Raw genomic sequence first — 16471 nt, forward strand, 5'->3', positions numbered from 1 at the left:
CTCGCAGCTGCGTCTGTTACTTCTTGTTGCGCCGCTGGATGCGCGTCTTCTTGAGCAGCTTGCGGTGCTTCTTCTTGGCCATCCGCTTGCGGCGCTTCTTGATCACAGAGCCCACGGGACCCCCAGGTACTGATAGCAGATCTGAACCGATGCGCGAGCGCACACCGGATCACAGCCTACCGGCGATCGGCTGTGGATCGCCCCCTGGGGGGTGAGCCCGGCCGCTCGGTGGCGGCCGGGCGTCTCCCACGACGGCATTCACGGCGTGTGGCATACGCCGCTACCTCAAGATCTACCCTGCCTCGATGTAGGCCTCCCGCAGATAGTCGTGGACCGCCTGCTCGGGCACCCTGAACGACCGGCCGACTCGGATGGCCGGCAGCTCGCCAGAGTGCACCAGGCGGTACACCGTCATCTTGGACACCCGCATGACCGTGGCCACTTCCGCCACCGTCAGGAACTTCACCTCACTGAGAGGTCTTTCGCCTGCACCCATCGGACGCCTCTTCCGCACGTGTTTACGGGTTATCCCCACTGGTGCCACTGCTCACGCACGTGTACTGCCGTCAGCGTAAGTCGGGACTCCGACAGCGCAAACCCCCTATTTTCTCAGCTGACGGAGCTACCTGTCAGCCAAACCAGCAAAATCGCTGGTTAACCACCGGCTTGAGCACCTCGCCTGGACGTTGGAACTGTCCAACTTGTCACACATAAGAGTCGCCCAGGCCCCCTCAAAAGTTGGCAAAGGGACTGCGAGCCTCTTGGAATGCAGGCGCGAAAAGACGGTATGGGGATGACCGAATTGAACTCAAAGGGCCTGTGAGGCTCGTGTGACCAGATGGGCGATCAGCGGCTCGTAGTAGCGCGGTAGCACATTGTCATCCAGTGGCACGACCACGTCGATCTTGCCCTCGGCCTCGCCTAGGAAGAGTCCGGGGTCGTTGCTGTCGGCGAACGCCACCGTCGGCACACCCGCCTCTCCAGCCGCTCCCGCCCAGCCGTGGTCGGCGATGACGAGGTCCGGCGTGACCTCGCCCAGGACGGTCAGCATCCGCTCCATCGGGGCGGAGTCGTGGGTGTGCACGAATCCGCCCTTGTCATCGAGCATGGCGATGTCCTGGAGGTAGCGGATCTTACGGGCACGTCCGAAACCCGACCCGGAGTAGGTCCAGCCCTCGGCCGGTGTCAGCAGCGTCGCCCCGCGCTCCACGGCGAGCCGGGCGAGCGCGAGGTGGACGACGAGCAGGCCCGTGGGGTGCCCGGTGGCGAACAGCAGCCGCGGCTTGTCCCGCGACAGCACGCCGGCGATCCGGTCGGCCATGGCGTCGAGCGCGTCGATCGTCAGGTCGGGGTCGATGGTGTCCTGGCCCCAGCGGTGTCCCGCGTCGGCCTGCACGCCCGCCGCCTTGACCATCTGCGCGAGGACGTCCCGGAACGACCACGGCTGCTCAAGGGTCAGTCCCAGCAGGTAATAGGGATCGCGGTTGGCCACCGAGCTGTAGTGGTCGAGATTGTTCTCGCGCGACGTGGCGACCTCGCCGGCGATCCGGGTGCGGACCAGGTGTTCGCGGAGTTGGTCGCGGCTGAGCACAGCTCTCCCTAAGGCATCGGGTCGAGGCCGTGCAGGGGGAAGACCGCCTGTCGGGTCGCCATGACCGCACGGTCGATGGGGTCTGCTGGGTCATAACCACCAGCCAGGTCACGAAATTCCGGATTTCTGCCGTCCGTCATGGTCAGCGGGGGCGTCTCGCCCGTCCGCTCCCGTACGAACGCCCGCCAGGCCGCGGGTGTCTGGGTGGCCGGGTCGAGCGGATGCCCGGACAGCTCGGCCATCAGGTGCGTCCAGGCCCGCGGCACCACCTGGACCAGCTCGTAGCCGCCCCCGCCCGTCGCGATCCACCGGCCGCCGGCCGTCTCGTGCGCCAGCCGGTGCAGGGCGGCGTAGGCGGTGCGCTGGCCGTCGAGGCTGAGCATCAGGTTGGCGAGCGGGTCGAGCGCGTGGCTGTCGCAGCCATGCTGGGTCACCAGGATCTCCGGCCGGAACTCGCGCAGCAGCGGCGGCACGACCGAGTCGAAGGCCCGCAGCCAGCCCTCGTCTCCGCAGCCCGCGGGCAGCGCCACGTTGACCGCCGTGCCCTCCGCGCCGGTCTCCCCCGGGTAGCCGGTGCCGGGGAACAGCGTGCGCGGGCTCTCGTGCAGGCTGATCGTCAGCACCCGGGGGTCGTCGTAGAACATCGCCTGCACGCCGTCGCCGTGGTGCACGTCGACGTCCACGTAGGCGATGCGGCCGACCCCCTGCGCGAGCAGCCAGGCGATGGCCAGCGCCGGATCGTTGTAGACGCAGAAGCCGCTGGCGTTACCGGCCATCGCGTGGTGCAGACCGCCGGCGACGTTGACCGCGTGCTCGGCCGTGCCCTCCCAGACCGCGCGGGCGGCCGCGAGCGTCGCGCCCGCGATGAGCGCCGAGGCCTCGTGTACGCCCTTGAAGGCCGGATTGTCAGTCGTGCCGAGCCCCACGGACAGGTCGGCCCCACCGGAGGCGGAGACGCGCTTGACGGCCTCGATGTAGTCGCGCCGGTGCACCAGGGCCAGGTCGTCGTCGGTGGCGGGCGCACAGCCGACCACCTCGATCTTGTCCAGCACACCGAGCTCGCGGGCGAGCGCCATCGTCAGCTCCACCCTGACGGGCGCCAGTGGATGGCTCGGCCCGAAATCGTAGGAAGTGAGAGCATCGTCCCAGATGGCCCTTGCCGTAGAACTCATTCCCGCTCCCGTCCCTCGCCCTTGGAGCGACGTTACCGCAGCGTCAACTGGCCGCGTCCAGACGGTGACGGGGACTGTTCCGGCGAAATATCGCCGCTTTTCAATAAGTGCCGCATAGGGTTGGATCATGCGCTTCATGCGACGCATCACGGCCGCATGGCGCTTCTTCAAGCGTCCGCGCGTCTTCGACATCACGCTGGTGACCGTGCTCGCCGGGGCCGCGAGCGTCGGCCTGGTCTCCGTGCTGCGCCAGGGCTACCCGGACGTCGGCGAGGGCGCCGCCCTCTTCATCCTCAGCACGTTCCCGCTGCTGTTACGGCGGAGCCGGCCCGTCACGGTCGCCGCGATCGAGACCGTCGGTGAGATCTTCGGCATGGCCGCCGGCATCGTGGCGTCGGCCAACATCTCCTCGACGATCGCCTTCTACAGCGTGGGCCGCTACACCCCGGGCAGGACCGCCGCGCTCACCGCCGTCGGCGAGAGCGTGGTCTACGGCCTGGCCCACCACCTGATCAGGCCAGTGCCCGGCTCGTGGATGGCCGGGTTGTACCCGCTGGCCCCCATAGTCGTCGGGCAGCTCGTCAGAGTGCGCACCGAGCTCAGGGAGCGCGGCCAACGGGAGGCCACCGAGAGCGCGGTCCGCGCCGAGCGGCGGCGCATCGCCAGGGAGCTGCACGATGTCGTGGCCCACCACATCAGCGTCATCAACGTGCTGGTCGGGGGCGCCAGGGCCACCCTGCCGCCGAGCGAGGACGCCGCCCATGACGCCCTGGCCGGGGCGGAGCGGACCGCGCGCCAGGCGCTGGCGGAGATGCGCCAGCTCCTCAACGTGCTCAGGGCCGACGACCCGGTCGGAACCGGCGGCGTGTTCACCACGGACGGGCTGCTCAGGATCGAGGGGGGCGCCGACGCCGCGACCGGGGTGGGCGCCGCCCGGCTGTCGGCGCTGGTCCAGGAGGCCGCGACCGCCGGGCTGCCCACGAGCCTGACCGTGATCGGGGAGCCCGTCACGCTGCCGGCGGCCGTCGACCACGCCGTCTACCGGATCGTGCAGGAGGCGCTGACCAACACCCGCAAGCACACCGTGGGGGCGCGGGCCAGCGTCCGGCTGGCCTACGACAGCGAGGCGGTCGAGGTGGAGGTCATCGACGACGGCCTGCCCGCCTCGGGCGGCCGGACCGCCCCGGCCCCGGGGTTCGGGCTGGACGGGATGGCCGAGCGCGTGACGCTGTGCGGCGGCCTGCTGCGTACGGGCCCCCGTTCGGAGGGCGGCTTCCTGGTGCGTGCCCGCATTCCCCTGGAGACGACATGATCACCGTACTGCTGGCCGACGACCACGCGCTGGTGCGCAAGGGCTTCCAGCTCATGCTCGACGCCCAGCCGGACATGCGCGTGGTGGGCCAGGCGGCCGACGGCGCGGAGGCGGTCGCGCTGTGCGAGCGGCTGCGCCCGGACGTGGTGCTGATGGACCTGCACATGCCGGGCCTCGACGGGGTACGCGCGACCGAACGGATCACCGTGGAGTCGCCCGGTGTGCGGGTGCTCGCGCTGAGCACGTTCGACCTGGACGAGAACGTGGTGGCGGCCCTGCGGGCGGGCGCCGCCGGGTTCCTGCCCAAGGACGTCTCCCCCGAGGAGCTGGTCGAGGGCGTCCGTGTGGTGCACCGCGGCGAGTCCGCCGTGGCGCCGCGCCTGCTGACCCGCCTGATCGGCACGTTCGTACGGGCTGCGCGACCGCGCCGCCGGGCGGCTCCCACGACGCTGGACGGGCTGACCGAGCGCGAACGCGAGACGCTCGTCCTGATCGCCCGCGGCAGGTCCAACGCGGAGATCGCCGAGGAGCTGGACGTCTCCCCCTCGACCGTCAAGAACCACGTGACGAACCTGTTCGCCAAGATCGGCGTCCGGGACCGGGCCCAGGCGGTGATCGTGGCCTACGAGGCGGCGCTGATCACCCCTGGAGAGTAGGAGCAGGGTCCCAGAGGCCGCGCCCGCGAACAGTCCTCCAGCAGGACGAAATCCCACTCCCGCCCGGCCACGCTTGGGTCATGACCGCGATCCGGGCAACGAACCTGAGCAAGCGCTACGGCGGCACCGTGGCCGTGGCCGACCTGTCCTTCGACGTCGAGCCCGGCCAGGTGACCGGGTTCCTGGGACCCAACGGCGCCGGGAAGTCGACGACCATGCGCATGATCCTCGGCCTGGACCACCCGTCGGGCGGGTCGGTCCTCGTGGACGGCAGGCCGTACGGGGAGCTGCGGCACCCGCTGCGCAAGGTCGGCGCGCTGCTCGACGCCAAGGCCGTGCACGGCGGGCGCAGCGCCCGCAACCACCTGCTGGCCATCGCGCAGACCAACGCCATCCCGGCGAGCAGGGTGGAGGAGGTGCTGGAGGTGGTCGGCCTGGCCAAGGTGGCCAAGCGACGGGTCGGCGGGTTCTCGCTCGGCATGTCGCAGCGGCTCGGCATCGCCGCCGCGCTGCTCGGCGATCCGGAGATCCTGCTCTTCGACGAGCCCGTCAACGGGCTGGACCCGGACGGCATCCTGTGGATCCGCACGTTCATGCGGAAGCTGGCGGCCGAGGGGCGCACGGTGTTCGTCTCCAGCCACCTGATGAGCGAGATGGCGCAGACGGCCGACCACCTGGTGGTGATCGGCAAGGGCGCGCTGATCGCCGACACGAGCATGTCGGAGTTCATCGGGCGCAGCTCGCAGTCGTACGTACGGGTGCGCTCGCCCCGCCTGGCCGAGGTGGCCGATCTGCTCAAGGTCGGTGACCTGCACGCCGACCACCTGCGGGTGACCGGGGTGACGCCGCTGGAGATCGGCACGATCACCGCGCGGGCCGGGTTGCCGCTGGAGGAGCTGACGCTCGTCCAGCCCTCGCTCGAAGCGGCCTACATGGAGCTCACCAAGGACAGCCTGGAGTACTCATCATGATCGACATTCTCCGCTCCGAATGGACCAAGATCCGCTCTGTCCGCTCGACGGTGTGGACCCTGGCCGTCACCGCCGTACTGATGCTGGGCTTCTCCGCCCTCCTCAGCATCACGACCAAGAACATGGCCAACGGGCCGATCCCGGGCTCGCAGGCGATCGTGTCGAGCCTGACCGGTGCGATGATGGCCTCGATCTCCATGGCCACCCTGGGCGTTCTGGTGATCTCCAGCGAATACCGCACCGGAGGCATCCGCACCTCGCTCATGGCCGTGCCCCAGCGCATGCGCCTGCTGACCGGCAAGATCGTGGTGTTCGTCGCGGTGTCGCTCGTCGTCTGCCTGGTCGCGTCGGCCGTCGCGATGGGTGTCGGCCTGGCGATCTCCCAGCCGGCGTCCATCGAGATGGGGGAGGTGGCGCGGGCTACGCTCGGGTCAGGTCTCTACCTGACCGCGTGCGGGCTGTTCGGGCTGGGACTGGGCACGCTGATCAGGCACACGCCGGGCGCGATCGTGTCGGCCATCTCGCTGATCATGGTGCTGCCCACGGTGGCGTCCCAGCTCCCGGGCGAGTGGGGCAGGACCGTGGCCGAATACTTCACCACGAACGCCGGCCTGCTGGTCGTGTCCGGCGAGAGCCGCGGCTCCCTGGGCCCGTGGAGCGGGTTCGCGGTCTACCTCGCCTGGGTGGCGGTCGCGATGATCGCGGGCGCCGTACTGATGCGGCGCCGCGACGCGTAACCGCGTCACCGGGCGCGTCACTCGGTCGGCACGCCGCTCAGCACGTCACCAAGCACGTCACTCGGCGCGGAGGGCGACGACCGGGTCCAACCGGCCGGCCCTCCGCGCGGGCGCGACGCCGAAGAACACGCCCACCGCCGCCGAGACGCCGAACGCCAGCGCGATCGACCACCAGGTGATCGACGCGGGCACCGGCGTGAGCGCCTGGATGGCGAGGGCGCCGCCGACGCCGAGCAGGATCCCGATGACGCCGCCGATCGTCGTCAGCAGCACCGCCTCGATCAGGAACTGGGTCAGTATGTCGCGCTGCCTGGCCCCGAGCGCCTTGCGCAGCCCGATCTCACGGGTCCGCTCCCTGACGCTGACCAGCATGATGTTGGACACGCCCACGCCGCCCACCAGCAGCGAGATGCCGGCGATCGCGGCCAGCACGCCGGTGAGCATGCCGAGCACGCTGCCGATCGTGCCGAGCAACTGGGTCTGCGTGACAGCCGAGAACTTCTCCCCCGGATACCTGTCGGTCAGCGCCGCCACGACCCGGCTCTGGAGCGGCTCGATCTCGTCGGGCCCGGACGCGCCGACCGCGATGCCGTTGACCCTGGCGATGCCGAGCAGCCGCTGGGCCGTCGTCACCGGGATGTGCACCTCCTGGTCGCGCGAGACCCCGAAGGTCTGGCCGATCTTGGCGTAGACGCCGACGACCCGGAACCGCGCCCCGGAGATCGTCAGCTGCCGCCCGATCGGGTCGAGGTCGCCGAACAGCTTGTCGGCCACCTCGGAGCCGAGCACGGCGACCCGGCGCCGGGTGTCGACGTCGGTCCCGCTCAGGTGGCGGCCCTTGTCGAGCGGGCGGTCGAAGATGTTGGTGAGGTTCTGGTCGGTGCCGACGATCGTGACGAACGCCTCGGTCCCGCCGACCCGTACGGTCTCGCCCGACTGCAGCGAGACCGTCACCTTGGACGGGTCGCCGACCACGCGCCGCACGTACGCGACGTCGGCCAGGTTGAGCTTGCTCTGGGTCGGCGCCGCGCCCACGGTGAGCCGGCCGGGGACGACCAGGATGATGTTGGTGCCCAGGCCGGAGATCTCCTTCTCCACCGCGTCCTTCGCGCCGGTGCCGACGGCCACCAGGATCACTACGGCGAGCACGCCGATGACGACCCCGAGCATGGTCAGCACGCTGCGCATCCGGTTGACCCGCAGCGCCTCCAGCGCCATGCCGAACGCCTCGCGCCCCCTCACCCCGCGCCGCCGCCGTCCCTCTGCTCGCTCTCCGCGCTTTCCCGGGCGCCGGTGTCCAGCTCGATCAGCCCATCGCGTACGTGGATCTGCCGCCGGGCGTGCCCCGCGACCTCCGGCTCGTGCGTGACCAGCACCACGGCCACCCCGCTGTCACTGTTGAGCCGGTCGAGTATGGCCATGACCTCGGCGCCGTTGCGGGTGTCGAGATTGCCCGTCGGCTCGTCGGCCAGCAGCACCTTCGGCTCGCCCACCAGCGCCCTGGCGATCGCCACGCGCTGCTGCTCGCCGCCGGACATCTGCGAGGGCCGGTGCTCCATCCGGTGCCCCAGACCCACCGCCTCCAGCGCGGCCCGTGCCCTGGACCGGCGCTCGGCCTTGCCGACCCCCCGGTAGACCAGCGGCAGCGCCACGTTCTCCAGCGCCGTGGTCCTGGCCAGCAGGTGGAACGACTGGAACACGAACCCGATCGTCTTGTTGCGCAGCTCGGCCAGCTGGGTGTCGGACAGCTGCGACATCTCCACCCCGTTCACCCGCAGCCGCCCGGAGGTGGGCCGGTCGAGGCAGCCGAGTAAGTGCATCAGCGTGGACTTGCCGGACCCGGACGGCCCGATGATGGCTACGAACTCGCCGCGGCCGATGCGCAGCGACACACCGCGCAACGCCTCCACGGCGACGCCGTCGAGCTGATAGCGCCTGGTGAGATCGACGGCTTCCAAAGCGGCGTCCGACGCGGCGGCGGTCATGGCAGCCGCTGCCCTTGCCGTACCGAGTCCGCGCCCTTGACCACGATCCGGTCACCGACCGACAGTCCGTTCAGCACCTCGACCACCGCCTCCCCCTGGGCGCCGAGCTTGACCACGCGGCGCTCCGCCGTACCGTTCCTGACCACCCAGACCACGCTCTCGCGCCCGCTGGAGACGATCGCCGAGGCCGGGGCCGCGATGGCGGCGGGCGACTCGCGGACCGTCAGCCGCGTCACCGCGCTCATACCCGGTTTGGGGGTGGGCGCCGCGGCGCCGTCGTCGAACCGGCCCGCGCCGAGCGTGAGCTGCACCGGGTAGCTGACGCCACCCGTCGTGCCGGGCATCGGTGTCACGCCGACGCCCGTGACCCGCGCGGTGTAGGCCGCGCCGGGGACCGCGTCGAGCTCGACCGTGGCCTTGGTGCCCTTCTTGACCAGCAGCACGTCGGTCTCGTCGATGTCGGCGGAGAGGGTGAGCTCCGAGATGTCCGTGACGGTGACGATCGGGTCGCCCGCCGAGACGGGAACACCGGCCGCCACCGGCGTGCCGCCGCTCGCCGAGCCGCCGGAGGTGTCGGCGGGCAGCTGCTGACCGCCGGTGGGCAGCTGGCTGAGCAGGCCGTTCAGGCTGCTCGCGGCGCCGCCGCCCGAGGGCCGGCCGAGCGTGATCACCCCGCCGAACGGCGCCTTGACGGTGAGCGACTTCACCGCGCTCTCCGCCGCCTTGACCGCGGCCTTCGCCTGGGACTTGGAGGCGGCCTGTAACGACGCCATGGACGACGTCAGCCCGCCGAACCCGCTGGTGACCCCGGCCAGCACGCTGTTGATCGACCGGTTGAGCTGCGCGGTGATCGACTTCAGGGCCCTGGTCTGCGCCTTGTGCTGGGCCTCGGCCAGGCCGATGGCGCTGAGCAACTGCCTGCGGGCCTGGGCGTCGTCGATCTTCTTCGCCTCCCTGCGTGCCTTGGCGAAGTGCGCGGCCACCTTGCGGTCGAACGCGCCGGTGTCGAAGGAGGCGAGCCGGACGTTCGGGCGGCCCAGGCTCGGGGTCGGGGGCGCGGCCGACTTCGACGCCCGCCGGGCCTGCTTGAGCTGGTCCTGGGCCTGCGGCGAACGGATCTTGGCCACGATCTGGCCCTTGCGCACGTGGTCGCCCTCGCGGACGTACAGGTGGGCGATCGTGCCCTGGGCGGGCGAGCGGAGGGTGGCCGTGGCGCGGGCGCCGATGGTGGCGGGCGCCTCGACGACCTCGGTGACGGGGGCGCGCTTGACGTCGGCCAGTTGTACGGCGGCCGGTGCCTCGGCCGAGCAGCCGGTCAGCGCGAGCAGGACGAGCAGCGGGGGGATGCCGCGACGGATCGTCACCCGACCCATCGTAGGAGCAGGGTGCCCGGGGTGGCTTGGGCCTCCCGAACTAGGCTCAGCCTGAGGCCAGCTCGCGGCTCCGGTCGCGGGCGGCCTCGATGGCGGCCAGGAAGGCGGCGCGGACGCTGTGGCGTTCGAGCTCGGCGATCGCCGCGATCGTGGTGCCGCCGGGCGAGGTGACCGCCTCGCGCAGGATCACCGGGTGCTCGCCCGAGTCGCGCAGCATCACGGCGGCGCCGACGATCGACTGGGTGACCATGTCGAGCGCGGCGGCCCTGGGCATGCCGAGCAGGATCCCCGCGTCGACCATGGCCTCGACCAGGTAGAAGAAGTAGGCGGGCCCGCTGCCCGACAGCGCGGTGGCCGCGTCCTGCTGCGACTCGGGGATGCGCAGCACCTTGCCGACCGGCTTGAGCAGGTCCTCGGTGTGCTGGAGGTGCTCCTCGCTCGCGTGGGCGCCCGCCGAGATCACGCTCATCGCCTCGTCGAAGCGGATCGGCGTGTTGGACATCACCCTGACGACCGGCACCTCGACGCCGAGACGCTGCTCGACGAAGGCGCTGGTGATGCCCGCGGCAGCGGTGATCACCAGCCGGTCGGCGGGGACATAGGGGGCGATCTCGGCCAGCAGCGCCGCCATGTCCTGCGGCTTGACCGCCAGGATGATCGTCTCCGCGGCCTTGGCGGCCTCGGTGTTGGTCACGGTGCGCACGCCATAGGCCTCGCGCAGCGCCTGCGCCCGCTCCGGCCTGCGGGACGTCGCCATGATGTCGCCCGGATCGAACCCCGCTCGCAGCAGCCCGGACAGGAGGGCCTCGCCCATCTTGCCCGTGCCCAGAATCGCAATCACCCCGGTAGCCTACCGAGCCGGTGCCGGGTGACCGGTGACCGGGCGAAGCTAGTGGCGGCTCACCACCGACCGGGCGAAGCTAGTGACGGCTCAGCAGCGACCGGGCGAAGAAGGCCAGGTTGCGCGGGCGCTCGGCGAGGCGGCGCATGAGGTAGGCGTACCAGTCGGCGCCGTAGGGCACGTAGACGCGCACCTGCGCGCCGAGTCCGGCCAGCCGGGCCTGCTCGGCGGGCCGCACGCCGTACAGCATCTGATACTCGAAGCCCGTCGCGTCCCGCCCGGTGAGTACGGCCAGCGCCGAAGCGATCTCCACCAGTCGCGGGTCGTGCGTGGCGACCATGGGGTAGCCGGTGCCCACCATCAGCACCTTGAGGCAGCGCGCGAACGACCGGTCGATGTCGGCCCGTGAGGTGAGGGCGCCGGGCGCGCTGTAGGCGCCCTTGCAGAGCCGTACGCGGGCACCGTCGAGCCGCTCGCAGCGCTCACGGGCGTCCGGCAGGTACGCCTGCACCACGATGCCCACGTCGGGATGCTCCTTGCGCAGCGTGGCATGCACGGAGTCGAGCCTGGGGATCGTGTCGTGCTCCTCGGCGTCGAGGGTGACCGTCACTCCCCTGGCCGCGGCGGCCTCGCAGACGGTGGCCGCGTTGTCGAGCGCGAGCTTCTCGGAGAGCCGCAGCCCCAGCGCGGTCAGCTTGACCGACACGTCGGCGTCCCGGGGCAGCCGGCCGAGCAGCGCGAGGTAGCCCTGGACCGCGCGCTCGACCTGCGCCCGATCGGTGACGTCCTCACCCAGGCGGGCGATGGTGACGAGCAGCCCGTCGCGGGTCAGCCGGGCGACGACCGCTTCGACGTCGTCGGCGACATAGCGCCTGACCACGTCTCTGGTCAGCGGCGAGGTGGTGACGACCCGCTCGACGAGGTCGCTCCTGGATACGGCTAGCAGGGCCTGACGCAGCACATGTTCCACCCTAACTTCGCCGGTGCGAAACCCGCCGGATTCGGTAGCTGAACCTGCGAGCCGTCCCATTCGTCCAAGAGGTATGCGCACAATGACAGCGACTCTTCTGGCCGGATGTCTGGTGCTTGCGACGAGTTGCGGGGCCCCGGCGCCTGCCGAGCAGGCCACCGCCCCCGCCCCACAGACGCCGGTCACCACTGACCCCGTGGCGAGTGTTCCCGCTGAGACCACTCCCACGAAGGCTCCGAAACCGGTCAAGCCCACGGGCGACACCATCAACACGCACAAGGTCCGCTGGACCAAGGCGCAACCGACGTCGCACGGCCGCAAGCTCAAGCTCATCTGGTGGTCGGGCGTGGCCCCGTGCACCGTCCTGGACCGGGTGAAGGTCAAGGAGACGCGCAAGAGCGTCAAGGTCACCCTGTACGAGGGCACCGCCCCGAAGGCCAAGGACGTCGCCTGCATCATGATCGCGGTGGAGAAGACGACGACGGTCAAGCTCAAGACCCCGCTCGGCAAGCGCAAGGTGCTGGACGGCGCCAAGCCCTGAACCTCTCAACAGACCCAGACCCCGGCACACGACCCTTGTCGCGCCGGGGTCGGCCAGTTTCGGGCGGGGGACTTTCGGGAGAGGAACGACCAGACCCCGGCACACGACCCTTGTCGCGCCGGGGTCCGCCAGTTTCGGGCGGGGGACTTCCGGGAGGGGCCAGACCCCGGTACGCGACCCTTGTCGTGCCGGGGTCTCGTCAGGGTTTGAGGGGGGAGCTCTCAGGGGGAATACGGGTGCCCGGGGTCAGGTTGAGTCGAGTAGGCTCAAGCTGTTTGACAAACACCCCGGGCATTCGTACGTTGAGTCTGACCGACTCAACTTTAACTACAGGGACGTACTCATGGCACGTGCGGTAGGTATCGACCTTGGGACGACCAACTCCGTCGTCTCGATCCTCGAGGGCGGTGAGCCCACCGTCATCGCCAACGCGCAGGGCTCGCGGACCACGCCGTCCGTGGTCGCCTTCGCTAAGAACGGCGAAGTCCTGGTCGGCGAGGTCGCCAAGCGACAGGCCGTCACCAACGTGGACCGGACCATCCGCTCCGTCAAGCGGGAGATGGGCACCAACTGGTCCCAGGAGATCGACGGCAAGAAGTTCTCCCCCCAGCAGATCAGCGCCTTCGTGCTGCAGAAGCTGAAGCAGGACGCCGAGGCCTACCTGGGCGAGAAGATCACCGACGCGGTGGTCACCGTCCCGGCCTACTTCAACGACGCGCAGCGCCAGGCCACCAAGGAGGCCGGCACGGTCGCGGGCCTCAACGTGCTCCGCATCATCAACGAGCCCACCGCGGCGGCCCTCGCCTACGGGCTCGACAAGGAGCAGGACCAGACGATCCTGGTCTTCGACCTCGGCGGCGGCACCTTCGACGTGTCCCTGCTCGACGTCGGCCAGGAGGACGGCCACGGCTTCGTCGAGGTCAAGGCGACCTCCGGCGACAACCACCTCGGTGGTGACGACTGGGACCAGCGGGTCGTCGACGAGCTGGCCAACCGGTTCAAGAACGCCCACGGCGTCGACCTGTCCAAGGACAAGATGGCGCTCCAGCGCCTGCGTGAGGCCGCCGAGAAGGCCAAGATCGAGCTGTCCAGCCAGGCCGAGACCAACATCAACCTGCCCTACATCACCGCCTCCTCCGAGGGCCCGCTGCACCTCGACGAGAAGCTGACCAGGGCCGAGTTCCAGCGGCTGACCGCCGACCTGCTCGAGCGGACCAAGGGCCCGTTCCACCAGGTCATCAAGGACGCCGGCATCAAGATCTCCGACATCGCCCACGTGGTGCTCGTCGGCGGCTCGACCCGCATGCCCGCCGTCTCCGAGCTCGTCAAGGAGCTGACCGGCGGCAAGGAGCCCAACAAGGGCGTCAACCCGGACGAGGTCGTCGCCATCGGCGCCGCCCTGCAGGCCGGTGTGCTCAAGGGTGAGGTCAAGGACGTCCTGCTGCTCGACGTGACCCCGCTGTCGCTGGGCATCGAGACCAAGGGCGGCATCTTCACCAAGATCATCGAGCGCAACACGACGATCCCGACCAAGCGCTCCGAGGTCTTCACCACGGCCGAGGACAACCAGCCGTCGGTGCAGATCCAGGTCTACCAGGGCGAGCGCGAGATCGCCTCTTACAACAAGAAGCTGGCCACCTTCGAGCTGACCGGCATCGCCCCGGCGCCGCGCGGCATCCCGCAGATCGAGGTCACCTTCGACATCGACGCCAACGGCATCGTCAACGTCTCCGCCAAGGACCTGGGCACGGGCAAGGAGCAGACGATGACGATCACCGGCGGCTCCGCGCTGCCGAAGGACGACATCGAGCGGATGATGCGCGAGGCCGAGTCCTACGCCGACGAGGACAAGAAGCGCCGCGAGGAGGCCGAGGTCCGCAACAACGCCGACGGGCTCGCCTACCAGACGGAGAAGTTCCTCCGCGAGAACGACGACAAGGTCCCCGGCGAGATCAAGACCGAGGTCGAGGAGTCGCTCGCCGAGCTGAAGAAGGCTCTGGAGGGCACCGACACCGACGTCATCCGTACCTCGGCCGAGAAGCTCGCGACCGTCAGCCAGAAGATGGGCTCGGCGATCTACGCGCAGAGCCAGGGCCAGCAGCCCGGCGGCGAGGGCGCCCCGCAGGACGCCGCGGCCGGCGAGCAGCAGAAGGCCGATGACGACGTGGTCGACGCCGAGATCGTCGACGAAGACCAGCCGAAGAAGGACAAGTGATGCCGACGCGTGACAACGGGCACGACGAGCCGGTGATCCGCGACAACCGCAAGATCGACCCGGAGACGGGCCAGGTGCGCGAACGACCGCAGGACCAGGACGCTCCCCCTCCGCCCGCCGCCAGTGAGGCGGCGGCGCAGGACGGAGACCTGCTGGCCCAGCTCTCCGAGCGGACGTCCGACCTGCAGCGCCTCCAGGCGGAATACACCAACTACCGCAGGCGGGTCGAACGTGACCGCAGCGCAGTGCGGGAGCAGGCCGTCGCGAGCGCCCTCCAGGAGCTCCTGCCCGTGCTCGACGACATCGGCCGGGCGCGTGATCACGGCGAGCTCACCGGTGGCTTCGCGAAGGTGGCAGAGTCACTGGAAGCGGCCGTCACCAAGCTCGGGCTCAACTCCTTCGGCCAGAAGGGCGACCCGTTCGACCCGACCGTCCACGAGGCGCTGATGCACAGCTACTCGCCGGACGTCACCGAGCCGACCGCGATCGAGGTGCTCCAGCCCGGTTACCGGATGGGTGACCGGGTGCTCCGCCCGGCGCGGGTGGCCGTGGCGGAGCCAGAAGACGCCCCCCCGGCGTCCGACGACGACAACTGACGAAGAACGAAGGGCGATAGATGAGCACCAAGGACTACCTGGAGAAGGACTACTACGCCGTCCTTGGTGTGCCCAAGTCAGCCACGGCCGATGACATCAAGAAGGCCTACCGCAAGCTGGCCAGGCAATACCACCCCGACACCAACCAGGGCGACGTGGCCAAAGAGGCCAAGTTCAAGGAGATCTCCGAGGCCAACGACGTCCTGTCCGACAGCAAGCGCCGCAAGGAATACGACGAGGCGCGCACGCTGTTCGGGTCCGGGGTGGGGGCCCAGCGTCCCGGCAGTGGTGGCTTCCCGTTCGACTTCGGCGACCTGTTCGGGGGCACCGCCAACCAGCAGCAGCAGGGCCACGGGGCGGGTGAGCGGCTCGGCGACCTGTTCGGCGGGCTGTTCAACCGCGGCGGCGGCTCGACCCGTACGACCAGCGCCACGAGGCCGCGGCGTGGCCAGGACGTCGAGTCCGAGGTCACGCTCACGTTCACCGAAGCGGTCGACGGCTCCACGGTGTCGCTCAGACTGACCAGCTCGGCCGCCTGCACGGCCTGCAGCGGCACCGGGGCCAAGGCCGGCACCACGCCGCGGGTCTGCCCGACCTGCGAGGGCACGGGGGCGGCCAGCCGCAACCTGGGCAACTTCGCCTTCTCCGAGCCCTGCCGCGACTGCAAGGGCCGCGGCCTGCTCGTGGACGACCCCTGCCCGGTGTGCGAGGGCAGCGGCCGGGCCAAGAGCACCCGCAACATCCAGGCGCGCATCCCCGCGGGGGTGGCCGACGGGCAGCGGGTCAAGCTCAAGGGTAAGGGCGCCCCGGGCGAGAACGGCGGCCCGGCCGGCGACCTCTACATCCTCACGCACGTCAAACCGCACGCCGTCTTCGGCAGGACGGGCGACAACCTGACCGTCACGGTGCCGGTGACGTTCTCCGAGGCCGCGCTCGGCGCCGAGATCAAGGTGCCGATACTCAAAGGGCTGCCGGTCACGCTGCGCATCCCGACGGGCACGCCCAACGGCCGCACGTTCAGGGTCCGTGGCAGGGGCGTCGCCCGCAAGGACGGCACCAAGGGCGACCTGCTCGCCACCGTCGAGGTGCTCGTCCCTCAGACGCTGGACGACAAGTCCCGCGAGCTCCTCACGGAGTTCAACACCGCGACGGCGGGCGAGGACCCGCGGGCTGATCTCATACAGAGAGCCAGAAGCGAGTAGCCGATGGACGCCAACTATTTCGACCTGTCAGACGAGACTCCGGTCTATGTGATCTCGGTGGCCGCGCAACTGTCGGGCCTCCATCCACAGACCTTGCGACAGTACGACCGGCTCGGACTGGTTTGTCCAGGCCGCACGGCGGGGCGCGGCCGCCTCTACTCCACCCGCGACATCATCCAGCTCCGCGAGGTCCAGCGGCTCTCCCAGGAGGAGGGCATCAACCTCGCGGGCATCAAGCGGATTCTCGAGCTCGAGAACGAGGCTCTGCGGCTGCGTGAGGAGGTTCACCGCCTCCGCGCCGAGATGCAG

At 70.1% G+C, this 16471-nt stretch carries 17 protein-coding genes and 1 pseudogene; 9 read left to right on the forward strand and 9 right to left on the reverse strand.

Annotation, left to right across the window (positions count from 1 at the left end; genetic code table 11):
- Positions 1 to 16: 16 nt before the first annotated feature.
- The 4 genes from AB0J16_RS33180 to AB0J16_RS33195 form a co-directional block, all read right to left on the reverse strand.
- Positions 17 to 115, reverse strand: coding sequence for an AURKAIP1/COX24 domain-containing protein (locus AB0J16_RS33180; protein WP_018654693.1), 99 nt, complete (start codon positions 113 to 115; stop codon positions 17 to 19).
- Between the two features lie 177 nt (positions 116 to 292).
- Complete coding sequence (locus AB0J16_RS33185; RefSeq protein ID WP_026214222.1) at positions 293 to 496, reverse strand: helix-turn-helix domain-containing protein; 204 nt, start codon at positions 494 to 496, stop codon at positions 293 to 295.
- A gap of 312 nt (positions 497 to 808) precedes the next feature.
- Complete coding sequence (locus AB0J16_RS33190) at positions 809 to 1591, reverse strand: phosphatase (protein WP_358546618.1); 783 nt, start codon at positions 1589 to 1591, stop codon at positions 809 to 811.
- 8 nt (positions 1592 to 1599) lie between these two features.
- The gene (locus AB0J16_RS33195) at positions 1600 to 2763 is read right to left on the reverse strand and encodes an acetoin utilization protein AcuC (protein ID WP_358546621.1); all 1164 of its coding nucleotides are present in this window, start codon (positions 2761 to 2763) and stop codon (positions 1600 to 1602) included.
- Positions 2764 to 2899: 136 nt separating this feature from the next.
- Here AB0J16_RS33195 and AB0J16_RS33200 point away from each other — a divergent pair, with 136 nt between their 5' ends.
- The 4 genes from AB0J16_RS33200 to AB0J16_RS33215 all read left to right on the forward strand — a co-directional run bounded on the left by AB0J16_RS33200 (position 2900) and on the right by AB0J16_RS33215 (position 6439).
- On the forward strand, positions 2900 to 4075 hold the full coding sequence (locus AB0J16_RS33200; RefSeq protein WP_358546624.1) for a histidine kinase: 1176 nt from the start codon (positions 2900 to 2902) through the stop codon (positions 4073 to 4075).
- The gene (locus AB0J16_RS33205) at positions 4072 to 4731 is read left to right on the forward strand and encodes a response regulator transcription factor (protein ID WP_358546627.1); all 660 of its coding nucleotides are present in this window, start codon (positions 4072 to 4074) and stop codon (positions 4729 to 4731) included. The genes AB0J16_RS33200 and AB0J16_RS33205 overlap by 4 nt, the downstream gene beginning before the upstream one ends.
- Positions 4732 to 4811: 80 nt before the next feature.
- Positions 4812 to 5702, forward strand: a complete 891-nt coding sequence (locus AB0J16_RS33210; RefSeq protein ID WP_358546631.1) for an ABC transporter ATP-binding protein — start codon at positions 4812 to 4814, stop codon at positions 5700 to 5702.
- A complete protein-coding gene (locus AB0J16_RS33215; RefSeq protein WP_358546634.1) occupies positions 5699 to 6439 on the forward strand; it encodes an ABC transporter permease subunit in 741 nt (246 codons plus the stop codon). The genes AB0J16_RS33210 and AB0J16_RS33215 overlap by 4 nt, the downstream gene beginning before the upstream one ends.
- A 57-nt stretch (positions 6440 to 6496) precedes the next feature.
- On the opposite strand, the gene AB0J16_RS33220 is transcribed toward AB0J16_RS33215, so the two are convergent.
- The 5 genes from AB0J16_RS33220 to AB0J16_RS33240 all read right to left on the reverse strand — a co-directional run bounded on the left by AB0J16_RS33220 (position 6497) and on the right by AB0J16_RS33240 (position 11599).
- Positions 6497 to 7681, reverse strand: a complete 1185-nt coding sequence (locus AB0J16_RS33220; RefSeq protein WP_358546637.1) for an ABC transporter permease — start codon at positions 7679 to 7681, stop codon at positions 6497 to 6499.
- Positions 7678 to 8424, reverse strand: a complete 747-nt coding sequence (locus AB0J16_RS33225; RefSeq protein WP_358546640.1) for an ABC transporter ATP-binding protein — start codon at positions 8422 to 8424, stop codon at positions 7678 to 7680. The genes AB0J16_RS33220 and AB0J16_RS33225 overlap by 4 nt, the downstream gene beginning before the upstream one ends.
- Entirely contained in the window at positions 8421 to 9788 is a 1368-nt protein-coding gene (locus AB0J16_RS33230) for an HlyD family efflux transporter periplasmic adaptor subunit (RefSeq protein ID WP_358546643.1), read from the reverse strand. The genes AB0J16_RS33225 and AB0J16_RS33230 overlap by 4 nt, the downstream gene beginning before the upstream one ends.
- Positions 9789 to 9843: 55 nt before the next feature.
- Positions 9844 to 10638 carry a pyrroline-5-carboxylate reductase gene (gene proC / locus AB0J16_RS33235; RefSeq protein WP_357954599.1) on the reverse strand — a complete coding sequence of 265 codons (795 nt, stop codon included), beginning with the start codon at positions 10636 to 10638 and terminating at the stop codon, positions 9844 to 9846.
- Positions 10639 to 10717: 79 nt separating this feature from the next.
- Positions 10718 to 11599, reverse strand: a complete 882-nt coding sequence (locus AB0J16_RS33240) for a proline dehydrogenase family protein (protein WP_358546646.1) — start codon at positions 11597 to 11599, stop codon at positions 10718 to 10720.
- Between the two features lie 91 nt (positions 11600 to 11690).
- On the opposite strand from AB0J16_RS33240, the gene AB0J16_RS33245 reads away from it, so the two are divergent.
- The 5 genes and pseudogenes from AB0J16_RS33245 to AB0J16_RS33265 form a co-directional block, all read left to right on the forward strand.
- Entirely contained in the window at positions 11691 to 12149 is a 459-nt protein-coding gene (locus AB0J16_RS33245) for a hypothetical protein (protein WP_358546649.1), read from the forward strand.
- A 343-nt stretch (positions 12150 to 12492) separates the two neighbouring features.
- Positions 12493 to 14364: a molecular chaperone DnaK gene (gene dnaK, locus AB0J16_RS33250; RefSeq protein ID WP_358546652.1), complete on the forward strand. Its 1872-nt coding sequence runs from the start codon at positions 12493 to 12495 to the stop codon at positions 14362 to 14364.
- On the forward strand, positions 14364 to 14960 hold the full coding sequence (gene grpE, locus AB0J16_RS33255; protein WP_358546655.1) for a nucleotide exchange factor GrpE: 597 nt from the start codon (positions 14364 to 14366) through the stop codon (positions 14958 to 14960). Before dnaK ends, grpE begins: the two co-directional genes overlap by 1 nt.
- A 20-nt stretch (positions 14961 to 14980) precedes the next feature.
- Entirely contained in the window at positions 14981 to 16162 is a 1182-nt protein-coding gene (dnaJ, locus tag AB0J16_RS33260; protein ID WP_358546658.1) for a molecular chaperone DnaJ, read from the forward strand.
- Positions 16163 to 16165: 3 nt separating this feature from the next.
- Positions 16166 to 16471 (forward strand): annotated as a pseudogene (locus tag AB0J16_RS33265) (helix-turn-helix transcriptional regulator); the annotation flags it as partial.

This window comes from Nonomuraea sp. NPDC049750, from assembly GCF_040659625.1.
In the GTDB taxonomy this organism is placed as follows: Bacteria; Actinomycetota; Actinomycetes; order Streptosporangiales; family Streptosporangiaceae; genus Nonomuraea.

Excerpts from the sequence above, each read along its gene's own strand:
- AB0J16_RS33185 (WP_026214222.1), bottom strand. The coding sequence starts at position 496 with ATGGGTGCAGGCGAAAGACCTCTCAGTGAGGTGAAGTTCCTGACGGTG.
- AB0J16_RS33195 (WP_358546621.1), bottom strand. The coding sequence starts at position 2,763 with ATGAGTTCTACGGCAAGGGCCATCTGGGACGATGCTCTCACTTCCTAC.
- AB0J16_RS33200 (WP_358546624.1), top strand. The coding sequence starts at position 2,900 with ATGCGACGCATCACGGCCGCATGGCGCTTCTTCAAGCGTCCGCGCGTC.
- AB0J16_RS33205 (WP_358546627.1), top strand. The coding sequence starts at position 4,072 with ATGATCACCGTACTGCTGGCCGACGACCACGCGCTGGTGCGCAAGGGC.
- AB0J16_RS33210 (WP_358546631.1), top strand. The coding sequence starts at position 4,812 with ATGACCGCGATCCGGGCAACGAACCTGAGCAAGCGCTACGGCGGCACC.
- AB0J16_RS33215 (WP_358546634.1), top strand. The coding sequence starts at position 5,699 with ATGATCGACATTCTCCGCTCCGAATGGACCAAGATCCGCTCTGTCCGC.
- AB0J16_RS33225 (WP_358546640.1), bottom strand. The coding sequence starts at position 8,424 with ATGACCGCCGCCGCGTCGGACGCCGCTTTGGAAGCCGTCGATCTCACC.
- AB0J16_RS33245 (WP_358546649.1), top strand. The coding sequence starts at position 11,691 with ATGACAGCGACTCTTCTGGCCGGATGTCTGGTGCTTGCGACGAGTTGC.
- dnaK (WP_358546652.1), top strand. The coding sequence starts at position 12,493 with ATGGCACGTGCGGTAGGTATCGACCTTGGGACGACCAACTCCGTCGTC.
- grpE (WP_358546655.1), top strand. The coding sequence starts at position 14,364 with ATGCCGACGCGTGACAACGGGCACGACGAGCCGGTGATCCGCGACAAC.
- dnaJ (WP_358546658.1), top strand. The coding sequence starts at position 14,981 with ATGAGCACCAAGGACTACCTGGAGAAGGACTACTACGCCGTCCTTGGT.